The organism is Paenibacillus thiaminolyticus (assembly GCF_003591545.1).
In the GTDB taxonomy this organism is placed as follows: Bacteria; Bacillota; Bacilli; order Paenibacillales; family Paenibacillaceae; genus Paenibacillus_B; species Paenibacillus_B thiaminolyticus_A.
The window spans coordinates 155,364-175,204 of the sequence record NZ_QYZD01000006.1 but is presented as its reverse complement, the minus strand read 5'-3'; the positions used below and the strand labels follow the sequence as shown (position 1 = coordinate 175,204).

17 protein-coding genes are annotated in these 19,841 nt (G+C 58.0%); 2 read left to right on the top strand and 15 right to left on the bottom strand.

Annotated elements, in window-relative coordinates; translation table 11 throughout:
- Nucleotides 1-46: 46 nt before the first annotated feature.
- Nucleotides 47-169, bottom strand: a complete 123-nt coding sequence (locus DQX05_RS31885; RefSeq protein WP_259391890.1) for a YjcZ family sporulation protein — start codon at nucleotides 167-169, stop codon at nucleotides 47-49.
- Nucleotides 170-605: 436 nt separating this feature from the next.
- Here DQX05_RS31885 and DQX05_RS09805 point away from each other — a divergent pair, with 436 nt between their 5' ends.
- Nucleotides 606-863, top strand: coding sequence for a DUF2642 domain-containing protein (locus DQX05_RS09805; protein ID WP_397335207.1), 258 nt, complete (start codon nucleotides 606-608; stop codon nucleotides 861-863).
- Nucleotides 864-1,041: 178 nt separating this feature from the next.
- On the opposite strand, the gene glnA is transcribed toward DQX05_RS09805, so the two are convergent.
- From glnA to DQX05_RS09740, 13 genes are all read right to left on the bottom strand, one after another.
- Nucleotides 1,042-2,370 carry a type I glutamate--ammonia ligase gene (gene glnA / locus DQX05_RS09800; protein WP_119793083.1) on the bottom strand — a complete coding sequence of 443 codons (1,329 nt, stop codon included), beginning with the start codon at nucleotides 2,368-2,370 and terminating at the stop codon, nucleotides 1,042-1,044.
- Nucleotides 2,371-2,414: 44 nt separating this feature from the next.
- On the bottom strand, nucleotides 2,415-2,825 hold the full coding sequence (locus DQX05_RS09795) for a MerR family transcriptional regulator (protein ID WP_087441828.1): 411 nt from the start codon (nucleotides 2,823-2,825) through the stop codon (nucleotides 2,415-2,417).
- Between the two features lie 96 nt (nucleotides 2,826-2,921).
- Complete coding sequence (locus tag DQX05_RS09790) at nucleotides 2,922-4,181, bottom strand: methionine gamma-lyase family protein (protein WP_119793081.1); 1,260 nt, start codon at nucleotides 4,179-4,181, stop codon at nucleotides 2,922-2,924.
- 57 nt (nucleotides 4,182-4,238) lie between these two features.
- The gene (gene hflX, locus DQX05_RS09785) at nucleotides 4,239-5,522 is read right to left on the bottom strand and encodes a GTPase HflX (protein WP_119793079.1); all 1,284 of its coding nucleotides are present in this window, start codon (nucleotides 5,520-5,522) and stop codon (nucleotides 4,239-4,241) included.
- A gap of 61 nt (nucleotides 5,523-5,583) precedes the next feature.
- Entirely contained in the window at nucleotides 5,584-6,567 is a 984-nt protein-coding gene (locus DQX05_RS09780; protein ID WP_119793078.1) for an AAA family ATPase, read from the bottom strand.
- A 101-nt stretch (nucleotides 6,568-6,668) separates the two neighbouring features.
- Entirely contained in the window at nucleotides 6,669-7,304 is a 636-nt protein-coding gene (locus DQX05_RS09775; protein ID WP_119793076.1) for a YdcF family protein, read from the bottom strand.
- Nucleotides 7,305-7,382: 78 nt separating this feature from the next.
- Nucleotides 7,383-9,986, bottom strand: coding sequence for a transglycosylase domain-containing protein (locus tag DQX05_RS09770; protein ID WP_119793075.1), 2,604 nt, complete (start codon nucleotides 9,984-9,986; stop codon nucleotides 7,383-7,385).
- 197 nt (nucleotides 9,987-10,183) lie between these two features.
- Nucleotides 10,184-10,426 carry an RNA chaperone Hfq gene (gene hfq / locus DQX05_RS09765; protein WP_040730128.1) on the bottom strand — a complete coding sequence of 81 codons (243 nt, stop codon included), beginning with the start codon at nucleotides 10,424-10,426 and terminating at the stop codon, nucleotides 10,184-10,186.
- 49 nt (nucleotides 10,427-10,475) lie between these two features.
- Nucleotides 10,476-11,393, bottom strand: a complete 918-nt coding sequence (gene miaA, locus DQX05_RS09760) for a tRNA (adenosine(37)-N6)-dimethylallyltransferase MiaA (RefSeq protein WP_119793073.1) — start codon at nucleotides 11,391-11,393, stop codon at nucleotides 10,476-10,478.
- 13 nt (nucleotides 11,394-11,406) lie between these two features.
- On the bottom strand, nucleotides 11,407-12,201 hold the full coding sequence (locus tag DQX05_RS09755; RefSeq protein WP_119793072.1) for a class I SAM-dependent methyltransferase: 795 nt from the start codon (nucleotides 12,199-12,201) through the stop codon (nucleotides 11,407-11,409).
- Between the two features lie 56 nt (nucleotides 12,202-12,257).
- A complete protein-coding gene (gene mutL, locus DQX05_RS09750; protein ID WP_119793070.1) occupies nucleotides 12,258-14,390 on the bottom strand; it encodes a DNA mismatch repair endonuclease MutL in 2,133 nt (710 codons plus the stop codon).
- Nucleotides 14,391-14,403: 13 nt separating this feature from the next.
- Nucleotides 14,404-17,205, bottom strand: coding sequence for a DNA mismatch repair protein MutS (gene mutS / locus DQX05_RS09745; protein WP_119793068.1), 2,802 nt, complete (start codon nucleotides 17,203-17,205; stop codon nucleotides 14,404-14,406).
- A 61-nt stretch (nucleotides 17,206-17,266) separates the two neighbouring features.
- Nucleotides 17,267-18,373, bottom strand: a complete 1,107-nt coding sequence (locus DQX05_RS09740) for a putative amidoligase domain-containing protein (RefSeq protein WP_259391888.1) — start codon at nucleotides 18,371-18,373, stop codon at nucleotides 17,267-17,269.
- An 87-nt stretch (nucleotides 18,374-18,460) separates the two neighbouring features.
- On the opposite strand from DQX05_RS09740, the gene DQX05_RS31880 reads away from it, so the two are divergent.
- Nucleotides 18,461-18,886: a hypothetical protein gene (locus DQX05_RS31880; protein WP_259391892.1), complete on the top strand. Its 426-nt coding sequence runs from the start codon at nucleotides 18,461-18,463 to the stop codon at nucleotides 18,884-18,886.
- A 172-nt stretch (nucleotides 18,887-19,058) separates the two neighbouring features.
- Here the strand turns inward: DQX05_RS31880 and DQX05_RS09735 are convergent, their stop codons facing one another.
- Nucleotides 19,059-19,619: an outer spore coat protein CotE gene (locus DQX05_RS09735; protein WP_119793065.1), complete on the bottom strand. Its 561-nt coding sequence runs from the start codon at nucleotides 19,617-19,619 to the stop codon at nucleotides 19,059-19,061.
- Nucleotides 19,620-19,841: the final 222 nt, after the last annotated feature.

Sequence of the window (19,841 nt, the reverse complement as noted above, 5' to 3'; positions counted from 1 at the left end):
GGTCCGGGGCTTTTAAATAAGTTGCTCCATGGGTATAGACGCAGTCTTACCAGATACATCCACGGGAAATAATTACAAGCAAAATAAACAGAACCAAGATTACCCCCGTCGAAGTCCAGAGACCTCCGAGGCCACACGAACCTCCAATCCCTCCAACAACACCGCTCATAAGGTAACTTCCTCTCTTCCAGGTACTAATACGATATGAAATGAGCCGGGTTTTGACTTGGCTTGGACCTAGTAAGAGAAAATTAGGCTGCTTTATCACCTTAGCATAGCGGGTGCACCCAGCCAGCACGAATGCAAGCAAGGGACTTCCTCCAATTTTCAAGCAATAAAGTGGGAGTCTATTGTGAAGATACAAGAGCCGTGGGAGTCCTTGATATGCTCCGCTTAAAGTAGAAGGTAAATTACCAAAAACCTTCTGCTTTAAAAGGCAGAAGTACATGTGTGCTACCTTTTCTGCTTTATTCATGCCTCTTTCCCCGCACAATACAACACGCTTCTGGGCATTCGTCCAATTCATTTTGTAGGCAACTGCATAGAATGCCATATAAATTATTTGGGAGGTAATTATTTTGAGTAGTCATCCAATGATGCATCAAATGCCTTACATGCACCACAAGTCCTATATGCACCATAAGCCATATATGCATCACAAGCCTATCGTGGTTTATCCTGTAGATCCTTGCGTTGTTGAAGCTTTAATGTGTCAAATTGGAAATGTCGTTATTCTGGAAACCACACGTGGTAGAATCGACGGATGTGTCCTGGATGTCAAACAAGACCATGTTTTGCTCGAACAAAGAAAAAAGAAATTTTTTGTCCGCATTGCCGAAATCGTTTGGATCATGCCAGAATAATTTGTGATATATGTCGGGGAGGTTCACCCTCCCCTTAGGCGCTGAGCGCCCAAGATTTAATATTCGAGCGATAAAATTGGGGGCGTTTTGGGGGTATCAACCCCAACGCCACTAATATCCTCCCCGTGCCCCCACAATAAAAATCCCCAGAAGCCTTACGGCTCTAGGGATGAAAGAATTAATATAAGGTCATATATTGATCGCGTTCCCACTGATGAACCTGTGTGCGGTACATATCCCACTCGATTTCCTTCAGCTCCATGAAGTGCTGCAGCGCATGCTCGCCGAGCGAATCGCAAATGATCTCGTCGCGGAGCAATGCTTCCAGCGCTTCCTTAAGGCTGGATGGCAAGCTTGGGATGCCTTCCGCTTCGCGCTCTTCATCCGTCATCACGTAGATGTTCCGGTCAGTCGGCGCCGGCAGGTCGGATTTTTTCTTGATTCCGTCCAACCCCGCATTCAGAATGGCGGCCAACGCCAAATACGGGTTCGCCGAAGGATCCGGGTTGCGCACCTCAACCCGTGTGCTGAGACCGCGGGATGCCGGAATGCGAACCATCGGGCTGCGATTGCTTGCGGACCAAGCGACGTAGCATGGAGCCTCGTATCCCGGAACGAGCCGCTTATAGGAGTTGACTGTCGGATTCGTTATGGCCGCGAAGCCGCGGGCATGCTTCAAGACCCCGGCCATGAAGCGGCGGGCATCATCGCTCAAGCCCAGCTTATCCTTCTCGTCATAGAACGCATTCTCCTTGCCCTGGAACAGCGAGATGTTGCAGTGCATGCCGGAGCCGTTCACGCCGAACAGCGGCTTCGCCATGAAGGTGGCGTGCAGGCCATGCTGGCGCGCGATCGTCTTCACGACGAGCTTGAAGGTCTGGATCTGGTCAGCGGCCTTGATGGCGTTCGCGTACTTGAAATCAATCTCATGCTGCCCCGGAGCCACTTCATGGTGGGAAGCTTCGATTTCAAAGCCCATTTCCTCCAGCTTCAATACAATCTCGCGACGGCAGTTCTCCCCCAGATCCGTCGGGGCCAAGTCGAAATACCCGCCCTGATCGTTCAGCTCCATCGTCGGATTGCCCTTCTCATCCGTCTTGAACAGGAAGAACTCCGGCTCCGGTCCGACATTCATTGCCGTATAGCCCATTTCTTCCGCTTCCTTCAGTGCCCGCTTCAGAATGCCGCGCGGACATCCGGCGAACGGAACTCCCTCTGTTGTATATACGTCACAAATCAACCGTGCTACACGATCTTCCGTTACCCACGGGAATACCACCCAAGTATCCAGATCAGGCACCAGATACATATCTGATTCTTCAATCCGCACATAACCTTCGATAGAAGAGCCGTCAAACATCATTTTGTTGTCCAGCGCCTTGTTCAATTGGCTTACCGGGATCTCCACATTCTTGATCGTTCCCAGCAAATCCGTAAATTGAAGCCGGATAAATCGTACATTTTGTTCTTCCGCGATGCGCACAATGTCTTCTCTGGTGTATCCCACGGGGTAACATCTCCTTCTTGTGAACCTGGATTAGATTGGTTTGATCACTTCGTGAAGAAACGAGACAGTTCACCTTGAATCAATGACACTTGACCCGGTCTATTTCCGGAAATGAGCTGCTGCTTCAGCATTCGATGCAGTTGAGTCTCCGACAGTTCCTTGCGTTTGCTTTCCGAATCTTCGCTTAGCACGGTCGCCTCCTCCGATTCCTTGGAGACCGGATTCAGCACTTGCTTGATCCCGGCGATGTTCACACCCTTCTCAATAAGCGCCTTAATCTCCAGCAGCCTCTCCACGTCATTGAATGAGAATAGACGCTGATTGCCGGACGTGCGCGCAGGCATAATCAATTCATGCTGCTCGTAGTAACGAATCTGCCTTGCGGTCAAATCCGTCAGCTTCATTACGATGCCGATTGGAAACAAAGCCATATTTCTGCGAATTTCATCCCCCACCGCTCATCAACCTTCCTCTGGTGATCCCTTGCTTCCCTTCATTGTATCTCCCGTTCAAATAGGTGTCAACAGATGTCAGAAAAACTGACAGAAAAATCAGGACAGCTTCAGCAGCCCCCGCTCCACCATGGCGGACAATGCGGTCATTGCCCCCAGCTTCGCATGGGCATAAGTCAAGCCGCCCTGCATGTACGCCGTATACGGCTCCCGTATCGGCGCATCCGCCGACAGCTCCAGGCTCCCGCCCTGGATGAAGGTGCCGGCCGCCATAATGACCGGGTGCTCGTACCCGGGCATATCCCATGGCACGGGCACGACATGAGCGTCGACGGCTGATGCCTTTTGGATCCCTTGCACGAAGGCGATCAGATGCTCGGCGGAATCGAAGCGGATCGCCTGGATTAGATCCGTCCGCGGTGCCGACCAGTGCGGGGATGATTCGAATCCGAGCTCCTCGAACATCGCCGCCGCGAAGACGCTGCCGCGCACGGCTTGTCCCACGATGCTCGGTGCAAGGAACAGCCCTTGGTACATGGCGCGCGTCATGCCGAGCATCGCCCCGACCTCGCCTCCGATGCCCGGTGCGGACAGACGTGCCGCCGCCGCTTCCACGAAGCGCCGCTTGCCGGCGATATAGCCTCCGGTCTCGGCGATGCCGCCCCCGGGATTTTTGATAAGGGAACCGGCAATGAGATCCGCTCCGGCCTCCGTCGGCTCCAGCCGTTCCGTAAATTCACCGTAGCAGTTATCGACGAACACGATAGCATCCGGGATCAGCCGCTTGACTTGGGTAACCATGTCCGCGATCTCATCGACGCGGAACGATGTCCTCCAGGCGTAGCCGCGCGATCGCTGAATGCCGATCACTTTGGTTCGCGGCGTGATCCGCCGCTCGACCTCCGCCCAATCGACCTGCCCTTCATCCGTCAGATCCACCTCGCCGTACTGAATGCCCCAGTCGCGAAGCGAGCCGGTCCCGTCGCCTTCCTGCCCAATCACCTTGTGCAAAGTATCATAAGGTGTTCCGGTAATATACAGCAGTTCATCGCCCGGACGGAGCACCGCGAACAGAGCGGTCGCGATCGTATGCGTCCCCGATACGAAATGAGGCCGCACAAGCGCCGCCTCCGCGCCGAATACGTCGGCATAGACCTCATCCAGCACTTCTCTGCCCCGATCATTGTAGCCGTAGCCCGTCGATCCGGCAAAATGATAATCGCTGACCTGATGCCGCTGAAAAGCCTGAATGACCTTCCACTGGTTCTGTTCCGCAATCGACTCGATGTCCCGGACCCGAACCTTGATTTTCTCCTCTACCCGTTCTGCCAGCTTCATCATCTCATCTGTAAATTGCATGATCCATTCATTCCCCTTGTTCTCGACAACGCACTTCCCAACAAGCTCCCGTTGTACTTATGATAGATAAGGCTCCAGCTTGTAACTATGGAGCTCTGCCTCCGCACGATCGAGACGAACGGTCAGCCGTACATTCTCGCCGTCGGCTTCCTGCTCCAGCACTTCGCCGATGCGATGAGCAAGCGCGATCAGATCGCCGCGCGCGCCCGGCAACCGATAGGTTACCGTGCGGCCCGACAGATGCTGCTGGACGGCAAGCCGCACCTGTTCAAGATCGGCTTCGTCGTACGCGCTGATCAAGAAATGGCTCTGATCCAAAGGCAGCATCTGGCGCTGCTCTTCGGTGCACATATCCTTCTTATTATATAGCACAATCTGCGGCTTCGCCCCGGCGCCCAATTGCTGCAAAATATCATCGACGACCCGCATCTGCTCCTCCCGCATCAGAGAAGAGGCATCCACGACATGCAAAATGAGGTCCGCCTCATTTACTTCCTCCAGCGTCGCGCGGAATGAAGCGACAAGCTCATGCGGCAAATGCTGAATGAAGCCGACCGTATCCGTCAAAATCGTCAACTTGCCGTTCGGCAGCTCCCATTGCCGGGAGGTTGGATCCAGCGTGGCGAACAGTTGGTTCTCCACGTAGACATCCGCTTCCGTTAGCTGTCGGAGCAGCGTTGACTTGCCTGCGTTCGTATAGCCGACGAGCGCCACCTGAATCGCGCCGCTCTTCTTGCGGCGCTCGCGATAGACGCCGCGATGCCGGACCACCTCTTCCAGCTGGCGCTTCAGATCGGAGATGCGCCGCCGGATATGGCGCCGATCGGTCTCCAGCTTCGTCTCCCCCGGCCCGCGCGTTCCAATGCCGCCTCCTAGCCGGGATAGATTGCGTCCATGGCCCGATAACCGCGGCAGCAGATAAGACAGCTGTGCAAGCTCAACTTGAATAATACCCTCTCTTGTCTTCGCCCGCTGTGCAAATATATCGAGAATCAGCTGCGTCCGGTCAATAATTTTCACATCGAGCGCTTCTTCCAGATTGCGCACCTGGGCGCCGGACAACTCCTGATCGAAGATGGCGGTCGTCGCGTCAAGCTCCGCGATGACCGCTCCCAGTTCAGCAACCTTGCCTTTGCCTATGAACCATTTCGGATCGGCGCTCTCCCGCTGCTGCATCATGACCGACAGCACGGCAACGCCGGCCGTCTCCGCCAGCTGCACCAATTCCTGCAAGGAATCTTCCGGACGAAGCCGGCTTCGCCGGACTTCATCCGTAATAAGTGTCACCAAGACCGCGCGGTCTTGAATATCTTGAGAAGTCTCATAGAACATTCTTCGCATGCATTGAAGGTCTCCTTCATGTCATAGTGGCCGGCTTCCCGCTTCTGTACCCCAGTATACCTCATTTGCGCTCCCATTTTAAATCTTCCGGACGAAGCGTCATCAGTTCCAGCTTGCCTGGCGACTGTTCCGGGTAGGTCTGCAGCAAGCGCACCGCTTGATTGCGCATCGCCTTCTCCATAACGTTGCGCACGAACCGCGCATTGCTGAACAAGTTGGAAGACATAATCTTCTCGTCCAGAATGATGTTCTTCAGCTGCGAGAGCGATTGCGGCATCAACACATAATCCTGTTCCTTGGCAATGGATTCCGCAATCAATAGCAGTTGATCGACCGTATAATCGGGGAACTCGACTTGAATCGGAAAGCGGGAGGGCAATCCCGAATTGGTCTGCATCAACCAGTCCATTTCTTCGGAATAGCCTGCCAAGATCAGAACGAACTGGTTCTTCTGATCTTCCATCGCTTTTACTAGTGTGTCCACAGCTTCCTTGCCGAAATCTTTCTCGCCGCCACGAGCCAAGCTGTACGCTTCGTCAATGAACAAGACGCCGCCCATCGCCTTTTTGATCAAGTCACGTGTCTTTTGCGCCGTATGTCCTATATATTCCCCAACCAGATCCGCGCGCTCCACTTCGAGCAGATGACCTTTGCTCAGCAATCCGAGCTGCTGGAACATTTTCGCCATAATCCGGGCGACCGTCGTCTTACCCGTTCCCGGGTTCCCTTTAAAAATCATATGATAGACATGGGACTGACATGTGAGGCCCGCTTCCTGGCGGCGGCGATTCATTTGCAGAATGGCATAGAGTTCAAACGCAATCTCCTTCATATGCTCCAGACCGACGAGCCGGTCCAGCTCCTTGCGGATGTCGGCAAAAGGCCCTTCCGCCGGCATGGCCGACTTATCTTGACCGGCCGTCCGGGCTTGATCCTGCTGAGCCGCGGACTCGGCCGGCGTGTCCACCGGACGGATGACGACATTAATTTGACGCGAAGGTCTTGTTTCTGCGTTCGAGCCGGCCGCTTTGAGTCGTACGTTCATATGCGTCACCCTTTCGACGTTCAACTCCCGATCCTGCCATCCCGAGGCAGAACCGTCTATGTTGTTCAATATATTCTAGCGTCGAACAGGTTATTAGAAGTTTACGGAATCCACAACTCGTCCCATTTCCATTTCGTATAGGCCAACGATTCGCGGCTGCGAACCCATAGCGGAGACAGCACCTCGCTGTTAACCGTTACGACCTGCGGCTGATCATAATGGAGTGCCTGCGCGATCTCCAACGCACGCATGCCGTGGAAATCATGCGTCACGATCGTGGCCGACGTCCAGCCTCGCTCTTGCATCATGCGCTGGCTGAAGCGGAGATTCTCCAGCGTGCTCGTCGACTCGCCTTCCAGCACGATGCGATCTTCGCTTACCCCATGATCGATCAAATAGTGAGCCATGCCTTCGGCTTCCGTGAAGTTCGCATCCGGGCGATCCAATCCCCCGGACACGATAATATAATCGAAGCGCCCCTCCTTGTACAGCTCAAGCGCTTTGTTCAGCCGCTCCCGCAAGCCCGGACTCGGTTCGTCTCCCCAGAGCGAAGCGCCCAGCACGATGCCAATGTCCGTGCGGACGGGCTGTACCACATCTTGCATCGACGCAATCTTCCACTGTGTATAAGCCAACCAGAGAAGGCCTGCGAACAGCAGCGTTCCGGCAAGAGACAGCAGCCTCGCCCGCAATCTGCCCTTATTTGTATGTACGCCAAGCTCTTGTCCTTGAATCATGCGCGACTCACTCCTCCTTGTTCAAAAGAAAAGCGCGCAATTCCTCATTGCGCGCTTCCTCTGATGCGTAGAAATGCATTAACCATTTCCGTTGCCGTTATTTCCATTACGGCCAAAGCCATGGCCGTTGCCCCCTCCGTTGTTGCCCGAAACGGCCTGATCCTGCCCTGGATCCGGAGCTTCGAAGCTATCCGTCTGATCCGGCGGAGTCGGCTGATCCGGCTCCACGGTTCCATGCACCGTGCCCGTATCATCCCCTCCGCCGGACGGATCGGAACCGTCAGGGTCAGGAGGAGGAAACGGATCAACCGATCCGTCCGGGTCTCCCCCTTGATCCGGAGGATCCACGACCGGCGGTTCCGGTGTTTCTGGCGGTTCCGGTATCTGGATCTCTTCTTCCTCGATCTTGACCGTGGCGACATTGGAACGGGCCGATTCCTCGTCGCCGCTTACCGCGGTCACCACATAGGAATACGCCTCGCCGGCAAATACGCCGATATCTTCCGCATTCGTTACCTTCAGTCCAGACAGCAGCTTCGTGTAATCCTCCTCGGCGGAAGACTTCCGGTACAGATTGTAGACGATGTTCTCGCCTTGTACCGGCTGCCAGTTCAGCGACACCGTCTTCGTCGCTTCCGAGTAGGAAGCGGTAAGGCCGTTAACCTTCTGCACCGGATCAGGCTGCTTCTCGACATGGTCCGGCTTCCCGAAGGAACCGGACTTCCGGTCCTTCAGCGCCTTGCCCATCACTTCGCTGAACATGCGCGAAGGCACCCGGCTGCTCTCAAGCAGCACGTGATCGCGGTCCGTCCTGTCATATCCCATCCATACCGCTGCCGTCCATTCCGGCGTATAGCCGACGAACCACGCATCCCGGTCGCCCGGTCCGTCATAGCCCGGAACCGAATGCTGTGTCGTTCCCGTCTTGCCCGCTACCTGGCGGCCGCTGATCTGCGCCTGGGTGCCGGTTCCGCTTTTCACGACATCCGTAAGCATCTCTGTCATATAGTAAGCAGTCTGCTCGCTCATGACCTTCACCGGCTTCGGCACATGATACGTGAAATAATCATGTCCCTTGCGGTCCACAATCTTCGCCACAGCGTAAGAAGGATAATAATTGCCTCCATTGGCGAATGCATTATAGGCGGTGGCCATATTAATCGGCGTCACACCATGCGTCATCCCGCCTAATGCAATCGACAAGTTTAAATCGTCGTTCGTTAACGGTATGCCCAAGCTTTTGGCAAATTCAAAGCCAGTCTTCAATTTAATCTCATTGAGCAGCCAGACCGCCGGAATATTGATCGAGCGTCTGACCGCTTCCTTCATATCGACGCTGGTCGTATAGCCGCCCAGGTTAGTCGGACTATAGCCGTTGAAGGATTGCTTCTCGTTGCTCAACTTCGACCACGGGAACCATTTGCCGGTCTCCAGCGCCGGAGCGTAGGACACGATCGGCTTGAAGGCCGAGCCCGGCTGGCGCGTGATGGTCGCCCGGTTCAATCCTTTGCGGGCGTAGTCTCGTCCGCCCATCATCGCCATGATAGCGCCGGTCTTATGATCCGTAATGACCATCGCGCCCTGTACCTTCGTCTCATCCTTGCTCTTCTCGAACATTGCGTCGTTATTGAAGGCGTCGTACATGATACGCTGCGCATTCGCGTCCAGCGTCGTATAGATCTGGTAGCCGCCGCGGAACAACTGGTCTTCGGTAAGACCGGTCCGCTCCACGATTTCCTCTACCATATAATCAAGATAAGAATAATACGCTTCTTCGCTATTGTTGTCGGCGGCTCCTTCATCCTTGGTCTCTACCGGCACGTAATCGACCGCAGACGCTTCATCCCGCTCCTGCGCCGTGATATAGCCCTGATCGTACATCAGTTGGAGCACGACCTGACGGCGTTCCTTCGAGCGCTCCGGATTATTGAGCGGATTATAATGGGTCGGCGCCTTCGGAATGGCGGCCAGCGTAGCAATCTGCCACAATTCAAGCTGATCAAGATCTTCCGTACCGAAATAAGTTTTTGATGCAGCGATAATGCCATAAGCCCGTTTCCCGAAGAAAATGCGGTTCAAATACATCGTCAAAATTTCATCTTTGGTAAAATGGTTCTCCAACGACAGCGCGATGGACACCTCAGTCGCCTTACGGAAGAAAGTCTTGTCGCTGGTCAGGAACATGTTCTTCGCCAGCTGCTGGGTAATGGTGCTTCCGCCCTCGACTAAGCTTCGCGACACGATATCCTTCACCATGGCGCGGCCGATGGACCACAGGTCGACCCCGCGGTGCTCGTTGAAGCGCCGGTCTTCGGTCGCGATGAACGCATCGCGGACACGCTGCGGAATATCTTCCGGCTCGGCAATTTCCCGATGCTCAATTCCTCTGCCCAGATGGGCGATAACATTATTATTGCTGTCATATACGGTGGAGATTTCCGCCATCTCGAACATATCGGCGTCCTTGTACTCGCGCATCAGACGCTCGCCGTTCAGCAAGATGAACAGATAACCGCCAACCGCGATGAAGGCGGCAAACGCAGCCATAAAGAACGATAGCCAGAAGGTTTTGCGCCAACTCCACTTGCCGCGTTTCTTCGGAGGCTTCCCCTTTCCTTTCCCCTTAGTTGGCACCGGTGTGCGCGTGCGTGTACGCTGGGGAGGTTGCTTCTCTCTCGTCATCGTAACCGACTCCCTTTTGTTCACAGAAATGAGTTCTCTCTACTCTATCTCCTACGATTTGCATACTATCCAGCACCTGATGGGACGTGCAATGAAAAGAACAACCCTTCAGGGTTGTTCGGCAGCGAACTATACCATTAGACGCAAAACAGGGGCGAAAAGTTGCAGTGCTTCTCTTCGGCCCCCGCCGCTGAAGCTTATTGCGTGTCGTTCTGATGATCCTGCATCAGGGATACGTTACGCTGCGGCGTAAACGTGGAAATGGCGTGTTTATACACCATTTGCTGGCGGCCGTCGCTGTCTATGACGATGGTAAAGTTGTCAAATGCGCGGATAACCCCGCGAATCTGGAACCCGTTCGTTAAATACACCGTCACCGGGATGCTCTCCTTGCGCAATTGGTTCAAAAACGTGTCCTGGATATTAATAGATTTATTCATCGTCCGTACCCCCATAATCATAAGGTTGTGTTGAAATATATTCAACCTCTTACCGAAACTTTCCTGCTATGATTTTACAAATTCGATCGAAATGTTCGTCCGCACGCTCCACATCGGTCACATCCACCCATTCAATATCTTGCATGTGGCGGAACCATGACAGCTGACGCTTCGCAAAACGCCGCGTATCTCGCTTTAATCGTTCGACGGCGGCCTCCAGCGACATTTCATTCTCCAAATACGCAGCGATTTCCTTGTACCCCAGCCCCTGCATGGAGATGAGCTGACGCGAGTAGCCTGCATCGAGCAAGCGGCGCACTTCCTCAATCAGTCCGTCCCGGATCATGATGTCGATTCGATCCTCAATACGTTTATATAGCATCTGCCGGTCCATTGTCAAACCGATTAAGCACAGGTCATACGGAGACGTCTTCTGTTGGCCTGCAAGCTGTGAAGACAGCGTCTGGCCGGTCAGATGGTAAATCTCCAACGCCCGTACGACCCGCCGCTGATCATTCGGGTGCAGCCGATTCGCCGTTACCGGGTCAACGGCCTGCAGCTTGGCGTGCAGCGCTTCGGGGCCATGAGCGAGCGCAAATTCGTTCATCTCCCGGCGAAAAGCCTCGTCCGAACCGGCATCGCTGAACTCGAAGCTATAGCAAACCGATTCGACATACAAGCCGGTCCCCCCGACAATGAACGGCAGCCGATCCCGAGCGGTGATATCGTCAATCAGATGACGGCATCGTTCCTGGAACTCGGCGACGGAGAAGGCATAATCCGGATCATGGATATCCAAAAGATGATGAGGTATCCCCCTTCTCTCCTCCAGCGGCAGCTTCGCGGTGCCGATATCCATCCCGCGGTATACCTGCATACTGTCGCCGGATATAATCTCGCACTCGTAGGCATGAGCCATATCCAGGCTCAGCTTCGTCTTGCCAACTGCCGTAGGGCCGACGAGCACGAGCAGCCTTGGCCTAGTTGGCGACGTTGTTGCCGGCAATGTCAATCACTCCATATGCTAATTTCGTCCCGGTGTGCACGATCCGTTCAAATCCGAGCCGCCCGAATTCCTCGCTGCCCCGCAACTCCTTCATGACGACCGTCTTCCGGGCCACGCGGCAAGCTTCGCGAATCGCTTCCGGCTTCACCGCTCCCGGATTGGCCAAGGCGCGCAGCGGATCGATCGATGCCGATTCCTTCACCGGTTCACGGAACATCGGATCGAAATAGACGATGTCCACCGAACGGTCGGGAAGGCCGCGCAACCATTCCACATGGTCGGCCTGCTTCAGCACGATGCGTCGCATCGCTTCATTGACGGATTCAATGCTGCTCTCATACAAGAGAAGCCCTTCGTGCAGCAGGGTAAAAAGCGCCTGCTCGCTCTCCAGAGCCGTCACGCGGCCCGCTTCGCCCACGACGTGAGAGAAGACGAGCGCATCGGATCCGAGACCTGCCGTGCAATCCAGCACCTCATCGCCCGGTTGGGCGCGACTGGCGGCAATCATCGTGTCCCCTTCGCCGGCCAGCAGCCGCTTGATACGGACATAGGCCATGCTTGGGTGATAGATCAGCTCGGTTACCCCCAGCTTCGTGTATCGTACATCCTTATTGCGGTAGACGACAAATTCATCGTCCCCGTACCGGTTCCGAAGAGCGGCCAGCGTGCATCTGCGGCGCTCGACGAACCGGTGGCCGAACGCTTCGGCCATCTTCCTGGCGCGTTCCCTTATGTGCGGGGAGGTCTTATCCCCCGTAGTTACAATCATTAGCTCCTCCTCATTATATACGCTTCAGAAAGGGAAACACAAATGCGGCAACCGCATTACATAACCCGCTTGAACATTTTCTCCAGATCATAGGTCGTGAATTTGACGACGATCGGGCGCCCGTGCGGGCAAGTATACGGCTGGCGGCATGCGGCCAGCCGGGCCAGCAGCGCTTCCGCCTCCGCCTCGGTCAAGCGTTGGTTCGCCTTGATCGAGGCTTTGCACGAGCACATAATCGCCGAGGCTTCTCTGAGCTTGGCGACATCCGGCACTTTTTCGCGCAGCACCCAATCCGTCATCTCCCGCACGAGATCGGCTTCCTCCCCGTTCGGGAACCAGTGCGGATACGACCGGACGAGGAAGGTCTGCCCTCCGAACGGCTCCAGCCGGATGCCGGCCTGCTCCAGCAGGTGCAGCCGATCTCTTATTCGCGCGGCTTCCGCCGTCGTGAACTCCAGCGTCAACGGCAGCAGCAGCTCCTGCGATGCCTCCTCCGGATGCCCGAAGCGCTCGTAATAATATTCATAATTGATGCGTTCGTGGGCCGCATGCTGATCGATCAGATACAACCCCTCCGCATTGGATGCGATGAGATACGTCCCATGCAGCTGGCCGATAAGCTCGACAGCCGGGAACGGTGGCAGCTCCGCCTCACCCGGCTTGCCCGCGCCGGCTTGCCATGCCGCCTGGACACCCGCCAGGCGGAAGCCCGCCGGTGGCCGGTTCGGCGCTGGCGCCGGGGCAGCAGATCCGGAACGCGGGCTTCCGCTCCCGCCGGCATAGCCTCCGCGGGACTCGCGCACCGCTTCCGGCTCCCGCATCGAACCGGCATCCGGCTCAGGCGCCCGCTCCGCTTGCACAGCATCCCGGCGGCCATAGTCCGCCTCCAGAGCAGCCGCCGGGCCGCTCTCCGCTGGCACCGCCGCCGCCCCGGATCTCCGCTCTGCATCGTCTGCAGGCTTCACTCCGGTGCGGTCAAGCTCAACCCCTGCCAGATCCGGATCCGGACCAGGGGCAGGAGCCTCGCTCTCGGGCGGAAGCGGCGGCAACTCCGGCTCCGCTGACGGAACGAGCGCGCCCATCGGCTTGAGCCGGGGCTCGTCGCGGCCGCCGGCCAACGACGCGGCAGCCCACTGCCATTCCGTCTGCTCGACATAAGTCCGCACCTTCGCCTTGTCCGGAGCGGCCTGCGGAATGAGCGCCTGCTGCAGCAGAATGTCGCGCAGCGTCGACGCGATAAATTCGCACAGCTCCGGCTCCTTGCTGAACCTTACCTCCAGCTTCGCCGGATGCACATTGACATCAACCAGCGTCGGATGCATCCGCACGTGGAGGACGATCATCGGGAACCGGTTGATCGGCAGCAGCGTATGATACGCCTTCAGCACCGCCTGGTTCAAGGCGAAGCTGCGCACATAGCGCCCGTTCACGAACCAGGACATCGCGTTGCGGTTCGATCGGGTCAGCTCCGGCTTCCCGATATAGCCCTCCAGCTTGTAATCCAGCTGCTCCGCCTCCACCGGCACCATACTCTTCGCCGTCTGCACGCCGTACACCGCCGCGATCACCTGCTGCAAATCGCCGTTGCCGATCGTCTGCAGCAGCAAATTCTCATTATGCTTCAAAGTGAACGCAATCTGCGGATAGGCGAGCGCCAGCCGGTATATGTAGTCGGAGATATGTCCGAGCTCGGTCTGCACCGTCTTCATATATTTCAAGCGGGCAGGTGTATTGTAGAACAAATCGCGGACGGCGATATCCGTCCCCTGCATCGACTGCGCCGGCTCGGATGCTTGTGCGGTTCCTCCTTCTATTGTCAGCTTCCGCCCGAGGCCGCGGTCATCCGCGCAGCTCGTGAGCTCCACGCGCGCCACGGCGGCGATGCTGGGCAAGGCCTCCCCGCGGAAGCCGAGGCTGCGAATCGCGAACAGATCCTTGCCGGAAGCGATCTTGCTCGTCGCGTGGCGCTGGAAGGCGTTCTCCACATCGTCTTCCCCGATTCCGGATCCGTTGTCCTTGACCCGAATCAACTGGAGCCCGCCCTCCTCGACGGTCACATCAATCCGGGTGCTCCCGGCGTCGATCGAATTTTCCACCAATTCCTTGACGACGGAGGAAGGCCGTTCCACGACCTCGCCAGCCGCAATCTGATTGGCGATATGCTCGTCCAATATACGAATGACGGCCATCTCGGATTCCCCCTTATTCGTTCTTCAGCCCGCGCGCCCGCTTCATGAACGCGTGCAGCGCGTTCATCGCCTCGAGCGGCGTGAGCGACAGCACGTCGACCTCCTGCAGCTCCGCGATCAACACATCGGCCTGCCGGTTCCGCCGCTGCTCCTCCTTCGTGACCGCAGCGGCTGGAGCAGCCGAAGCCGTCGCCGCCGCGGATTCCTCCCAGCCGAACAGCGACAGCTGCTCGATTGCGCCGCTTGCGGCCGTTCCCGCTTCCCGAACCGGCGCCGGCTCCGCAACCAGCCCCTTGGCCGCGCCTTCCTCTGCAACCGCCGGCGGCTCGGCCTGCTCCCGCACCCGATCCGGCAGTACCTGCCGCTCCGCCTGTCCTATGCCAGCGTCAGCCGAAGCTGTCTCCACGGCCGTCTCCCGCGGCGCTCCCGTCTCATACGTCTTCAACAGATCATAGGAGCGATGGATAATCGAATCCGGCAGCCCGGCCAGCTTCGCGCAGTAGATGCCGTAGCTGGTGCTCGCCGCTCCCGGAATCAGCTTCCGCAGGAAGGTTACTTGATTCCCGCTCTCCTGAACCGCCATACAGACGTTGCGCAAGCCGTCCAACCGTTCCTCCAGGTGCGCCAGCTCGTGGAAATGGGTCGACACGAGCGCCTTGCAACCGATCTCGTCGTGCACGAACTCGATCACGGCCTGCGCAATCGACATCCCTTCGCTCGTCGACGTTCCCCGTCCGAGTTCGTCGATAATGACCAGGCTCCGGCGGGTCGCCTTCGCAGTCATTACCTGGATGTCCATCATCTCCACCATGAAGGTGCTCTGGCCGCCAATTAGATCATCCGCCGCGCCGATACGGGTGAAGATCCGATCGACTATCGGCATAACCGCCCGATCGGCCGGCACGAAGGAGCCCATCTGGGTCAAAATCGACATCAGCGCGACCTGGCGCATATAGGTGCTCTTCCCGGCCATGTTCGGCCCGGTAATGAGCAGCATGCCTGCGGCCTGCTCCTCCAGCAAGGTGTCGTTCGCCATGAACGATCCGCTCTCCATGACCGCTTCCACCACCGGATGGCGCCCGCCTTCGATATGCATATCATAGCCGTCGGTGACCTCCGGACGGACGAAGCGGTGCGCCGCGCCGACCGCCGCCAGCGACTGATACACGTCAATCTCCGCGATTACCTCGGCCAGCGTCTGCAGCCTCCGGATCTGCTCGCCGATGCGCTGGCGCAGCTCGCTGAACAGATCGTATTCCAGCCCGATCATTTTATCTTCCGCTTCCAGGATGAGCGCTTCCTTCTCCTTCAGCTCCGGCGTAATGAACCTCTCTGCGTTCGCCAACGTCTGCTTCCGCTCATAGCGGCCCTCCGGCAGCGCCTGCAGATTCGATCGGGTAACCTCGATATAATAGCCGAAAACTTTGTTATAGCCGACCTTCAGCGACTTGATGCCCGTCTCTTCCCGTTCGCGGCGTTCCAGCTCCGCGATCCACTGCTTGCCGTTCACGCTCGCTTCCCGCAGCTTGTCCAAATACGCGTCATAACCTGCCTTGATGATGCCGCCGTCGCGCACCGACACGGGCGGTTCCTCGACGATGGCGCGATCGATCCATGCCACGATATCCTGGCAGTCGTCCAGACCGGACACCCGCTCGCGCAGCGTCGCCGAATCGGTCTCCGCGCAGCACCGCTTCAAGCCCGGCACCCGCTCCAGAGAATGCTTCAGCGCGATCAGATCGCGGCCGTTCGCCGTGCCGAACGCAATCCGGCTGACAAGACGCTCCAGATCGTACACCTGATGAAGCTGCTCCCGGATATCTTCGCGCCAGATCATATGATGATACAGCGTCTCCACCGCTTCGAGCCGCGCCTCGATCGCCCGCTTGTTCATAAGCGGCTTGTCAATCCAGCGGCGCAGCAGCCGGCCTCCCATCGACGTCTGCGTCCGATCGAGCAGCCAGAGGAGCGAACCCTTCTTCGCCCGTTCGCGCACCGTCTCCGTCAGCTCGAGATTGCGGCGCGTGAACGGATCGAGGACCAGATATTGATCCGGCTCGTACGTCCGCACCTGGGTCAGCTGAGACAATGAGCGCTTCTGCGTCTCGGCCAGATACGACATCAGCAGCGCCAGCGCCTGACGGCGTTCCGGTTCGAGCCGCATCCATGCCGCCTCGCCGAATTGCCGCTGAGCAAGCGCCTCATCCCGCTTCGTCCAAGGAGTGAACAGAACCGGCTTGCTCCACGCCTTCGTCACCGGGCGCGCCTCGTCCAGCACCCGCTCTGCGCCAAGAATCTCCGTCGGCGCATACACGTTCAGCTCGTCCAGCAGCCAAGACTGGCCGGCCGGGGCGGACGTCGCCGTCACCTCGCCGGTCGACAGATCGCAGGCGGCCAGGGCATACATGCCTTCATGCTCCGTCAGGCAGAGCAAATAATGATTGGCCTTCTCGTCAATCATCTTCCCTTCCATAATCGTGCCCGGGGTGATGATGCGCACGATCTCGCGGCGCACGACCCCCTTTGCGACCGACGGATCCTCCATCTGCTCGCAGATGGCGACCCGGTACCCCTTCTCGATCAGCCGCTGTATGTAACTCTCGGCGGAATGATACGGAACGCCGCACATCGGGATCCGGTCTTCTGTCCCGCTGCTGCCCCGTCCGGTGAGCGTAATCTCCAGCTCCTTGGCCGCCACAATTGCGTCGTCATTGAACATTTCATAGAAATCGCCGAGGCGGAAAAACAAAATCGCGTCCTCCGCCTGCTGCTTAATCGCCAAATACTGCTCCATCATCGGCGTCATCTTCGCCATTAAACACCCTCCGATACCTGACCTTGAATCGTCCTCATTATATCAAAAAAAGAGCGCAGACTCACGCTTTGACCGCGCCTTCCTTCCGGATGGCCCATGCCTGGCGGATATCTGCGCGCTCATTCCACCGCCAGGCCGAATCGATACGGCGGGCTAAGGAGCGGATGAGGGCCTGCTCCCGCTCGCTCCCCGTCCCCCCCCCGGCAGAGACGGCTTCATACTCCAGCACGGCCAGCAGCCCCTGCACCGCCGCCCGGGCAATCGGACGCAGCTCCTCCGCCGTCCGGCCGGCGTGATAGGCCCGGATGTTAGGCTCGCGCAGACTGTCGCGCCGCTTCAAGCGGTGGCTGTGCCTGACGGCCGCGTTCATCAGGGCCAGCACTTCCTGGGCCAGATCGGGCGAGAGCAGGAAGCTGGGCAGCGTCCGGTATTCGAAGCCGCCAGCCCCGCCATGCTCATGCAGGCGCACGTCGCCGAACGTTCCGTAGCGGGGCCGCCGTGACGCGCCGGACGGGTCCTCCAAGGCGGATACCGGCACGGCGACATAAGTATCCAGCACCCGCACGAGCTCGGACGTAAGTGGCAGCCCGCTCAGATGGATATGCCCGCCGAGCGGGAAGCGCCCCAGCGGCCGGCCGCCGGCAAGCCACTCCAGCGCGGCGCCTTCCTCCGCCGCTTCGAGGCTGCGGCGAGCTTCCGCCATCGCGGCGCCGATATTGCGCACGAGCTGCGCGGGACTCGGAGCGGGATCGGGCCGCAGCTCCATCAGCGGGAAGCGCACCCGGCCCCCGATGCGCACCGCATCGCAGCCTGCCCGGCCGCCCCGGGGCAGATAGCGGCTCGCTGCAATTAGCTTGCGCCGGCGCGCATCGTGCAGCACGAGCTCCGCATCGAGCCCCAGCAGGAGCGAACCCGGCCGTGAGCGGGCAGACTGCTGTTCGGCGGCCGCCTTGGCCCAGGAAGCGGCGTAGCGCTCCAGTACCCATGCCGGGAGCGGCGCCGGAACGGGCTCTACCCGCTCGATGGCGTCGCCGGGGCGGGGCTCCTCCAGGATGCCTGCGGGCGCATCGGCTTCTTCGGCGGGGGGCGCATCGGTCTCATCGGCGGCGGGGCAGCAGCGGAGCGTAACCGCCCCCGTGTCGCGGCCGAGCGCATAGACCGCCCGCACAGCGAGCCGGGCCAGCCGGAGGTAGGGGGGCCGCTTCCATTCGTCCAGCGGGCGGTAGAAATAGCCGCCGGACGGCGTCTGGAAGCATTGTCCCGCCGCGACCGCTTCAAGCTCGCTCACCCAGAAGCAGAGCGTGCGCACGAAGCCGGCGCCGTCCGGATCGCTTCCCGGCTCGGCGTCCCAGGCGGCCCTGTCCAGCACGGGCAGTCCCCACAGCCGCAGCCGCTCCCGCATCGCAGGGCCGCTCCATGGCCCGGCATGGCGGTTCAAAATCATCCGTTCGTCACCAGCGGAGCCAATGCCCGCCGCCGCGTCCGGCAGGCGGGCGGCATCAGGCGCCTGCAGCCAGAGGACATCGACGCCCGGCAGCCCCGGCAGCGCTTCGGCTGTCTTCAGACGCAGCGATGCGGCATAACGCCGCCATTGACGATATCCGGCGGCATGATCGGTATACAGACAGACACCGCCGCCCAATTCCAGACGTTGCATCGCCTCGTCCCCCGTTCATCGTGATGCTCCCGATTGCCTGATAGCGGCAACCCGGCAAATTTTCAAAAAAAAGGAGGGCTCCCGCCCTCTTCGATGATACTGCTGCTGCATATGCATAAGTATGAAGTTCAACGGATGAGGGCTTCAGGATGTTATCCGGGATATCTCCGCAGGCGGTGAGGGTCTGCGGACCTAATCACAACTCCTCATCCGTGAAATCCGGATCCAGATCGTCGAATTCATCGTCCTGGATGCCGAAATCAAAATCCTTGTCTTCGAATTCGTTGCAACCGTTCGGGCAGACGCGCACACATACCTTCGTCTCCGCTACCATCTCTACCGCGAATTCCCGCTCCACGCGAATCGTAACCCCTGTCCCTGACGAGGAGACGCTGGCCTCCACGCAGTTCGGCTCCTGGATCGCCTCAGCCCCTACCTCTTCCGTCGTTCGGCGATGCTTCGGATCGACATAAGACAATCCGACCAGCTCGACGTAGGATACCGTCTCCTTGGCTACATCCGTCTGGGAATTATTGTCGTACGAATACCAGATGTTGATGTCATAAGTACCGATGACCTCAACTCCATCTCCGGCCCTCACCGATTCATATTGATGGTTGATAATCCAGGCTCCCAGTATACTCGTCGGATGATGAGGCGGAGTGACGGTATGTGTAACGACGGAGAACTTGCGACCTTTGCCGCAGACTGCTTTCGTGATTATCTCACGGCAGTGGTGTTTATCTGAAATTGCCATCGTGTGGACCTCCTCCATACAATCATTCAATAAAGTGTATGCAGGACGTGGGCGAATGTTGAATAGACAGATTTAAATATAGAGAAAAAAGATATATGCTTCGGAATCCAGCTTCTATTCCGAAGCGGCGCGGGCGCTGCGACTGCGGTCATATCATGATGTCGCGCCGGAGATATGCGGCTCGCGGCCGCCGCGCTTCTCCTTATGGTCTAAGGAAATTCT

Excerpts from the sequence above, each read along its gene's own strand:
- DQX05_RS09805 (WP_397335207.1), top strand. The coding sequence starts at position 606 with ATGCCTTACATGCACCACAAGTCCTATATGCACCATAAGCCATATATG.
- DQX05_RS09735 (WP_119793065.1), bottom strand. The coding sequence starts at position 19,619 with ATGGCAATTTCAGATAAACACCACTGCCGTGAGATAATCACGAAAGCA.
- DQX05_RS09770 (WP_119793075.1), bottom strand. The coding sequence starts at position 9,986 with ATGACGAGAGAGAAGCAACCTCCCCAGCGTACACGCACGCGCACACCG.
- DQX05_RS09790 (WP_119793081.1), bottom strand. The coding sequence starts at position 4,181 with ATGCAATTTACAGATGAGATGATGAAGCTGGCAGAACGGGTAGAGGAG.
- hfq (WP_040730128.1), bottom strand. The coding sequence starts at position 10,426 with ATGAATAAATCTATTAATATCCAGGACACGTTTTTGAACCAATTGCGC.
- DQX05_RS09780 (WP_119793078.1), bottom strand. The coding sequence starts at position 6,567 with ATGAACGTACGACTCAAAGCGGCCGGCTCGAACGCAGAAACAAGACCT.
- mutL (WP_119793070.1), bottom strand. The coding sequence starts at position 14,390 with ATGGCCGTCATTCGTATATTGGACGAGCATATCGCCAATCAGATTGCG.
- hflX (WP_119793079.1), bottom strand. The coding sequence starts at position 5,522 with ATGCGAAGAATGTTCTATGAGACTTCTCAAGATATTCAAGACCGCGCG.
- DQX05_RS09775 (WP_119793076.1), bottom strand. The coding sequence starts at position 7,304 with ATGATTCAAGGACAAGAGCTTGGCGTACATACAAATAAGGGCAGATTG.
- DQX05_RS09755 (WP_119793072.1), bottom strand. The coding sequence starts at position 12,201 with ATGATTGTAACTACGGGGGATAAGACCTCCCCGCACATAAGGGAACGC.
- DQX05_RS31885 (WP_259391890.1), bottom strand. The coding sequence starts at position 169 with ATGAGCGGTGTTGTTGGAGGGATTGGAGGTTCGTGTGGCCTCGGAGGT.
- mutS (WP_119793068.1), bottom strand. The coding sequence starts at position 17,205 with ATGGCGAAGATGACGCCGATGATGGAGCAGTATTTGGCGATTAAGCAG.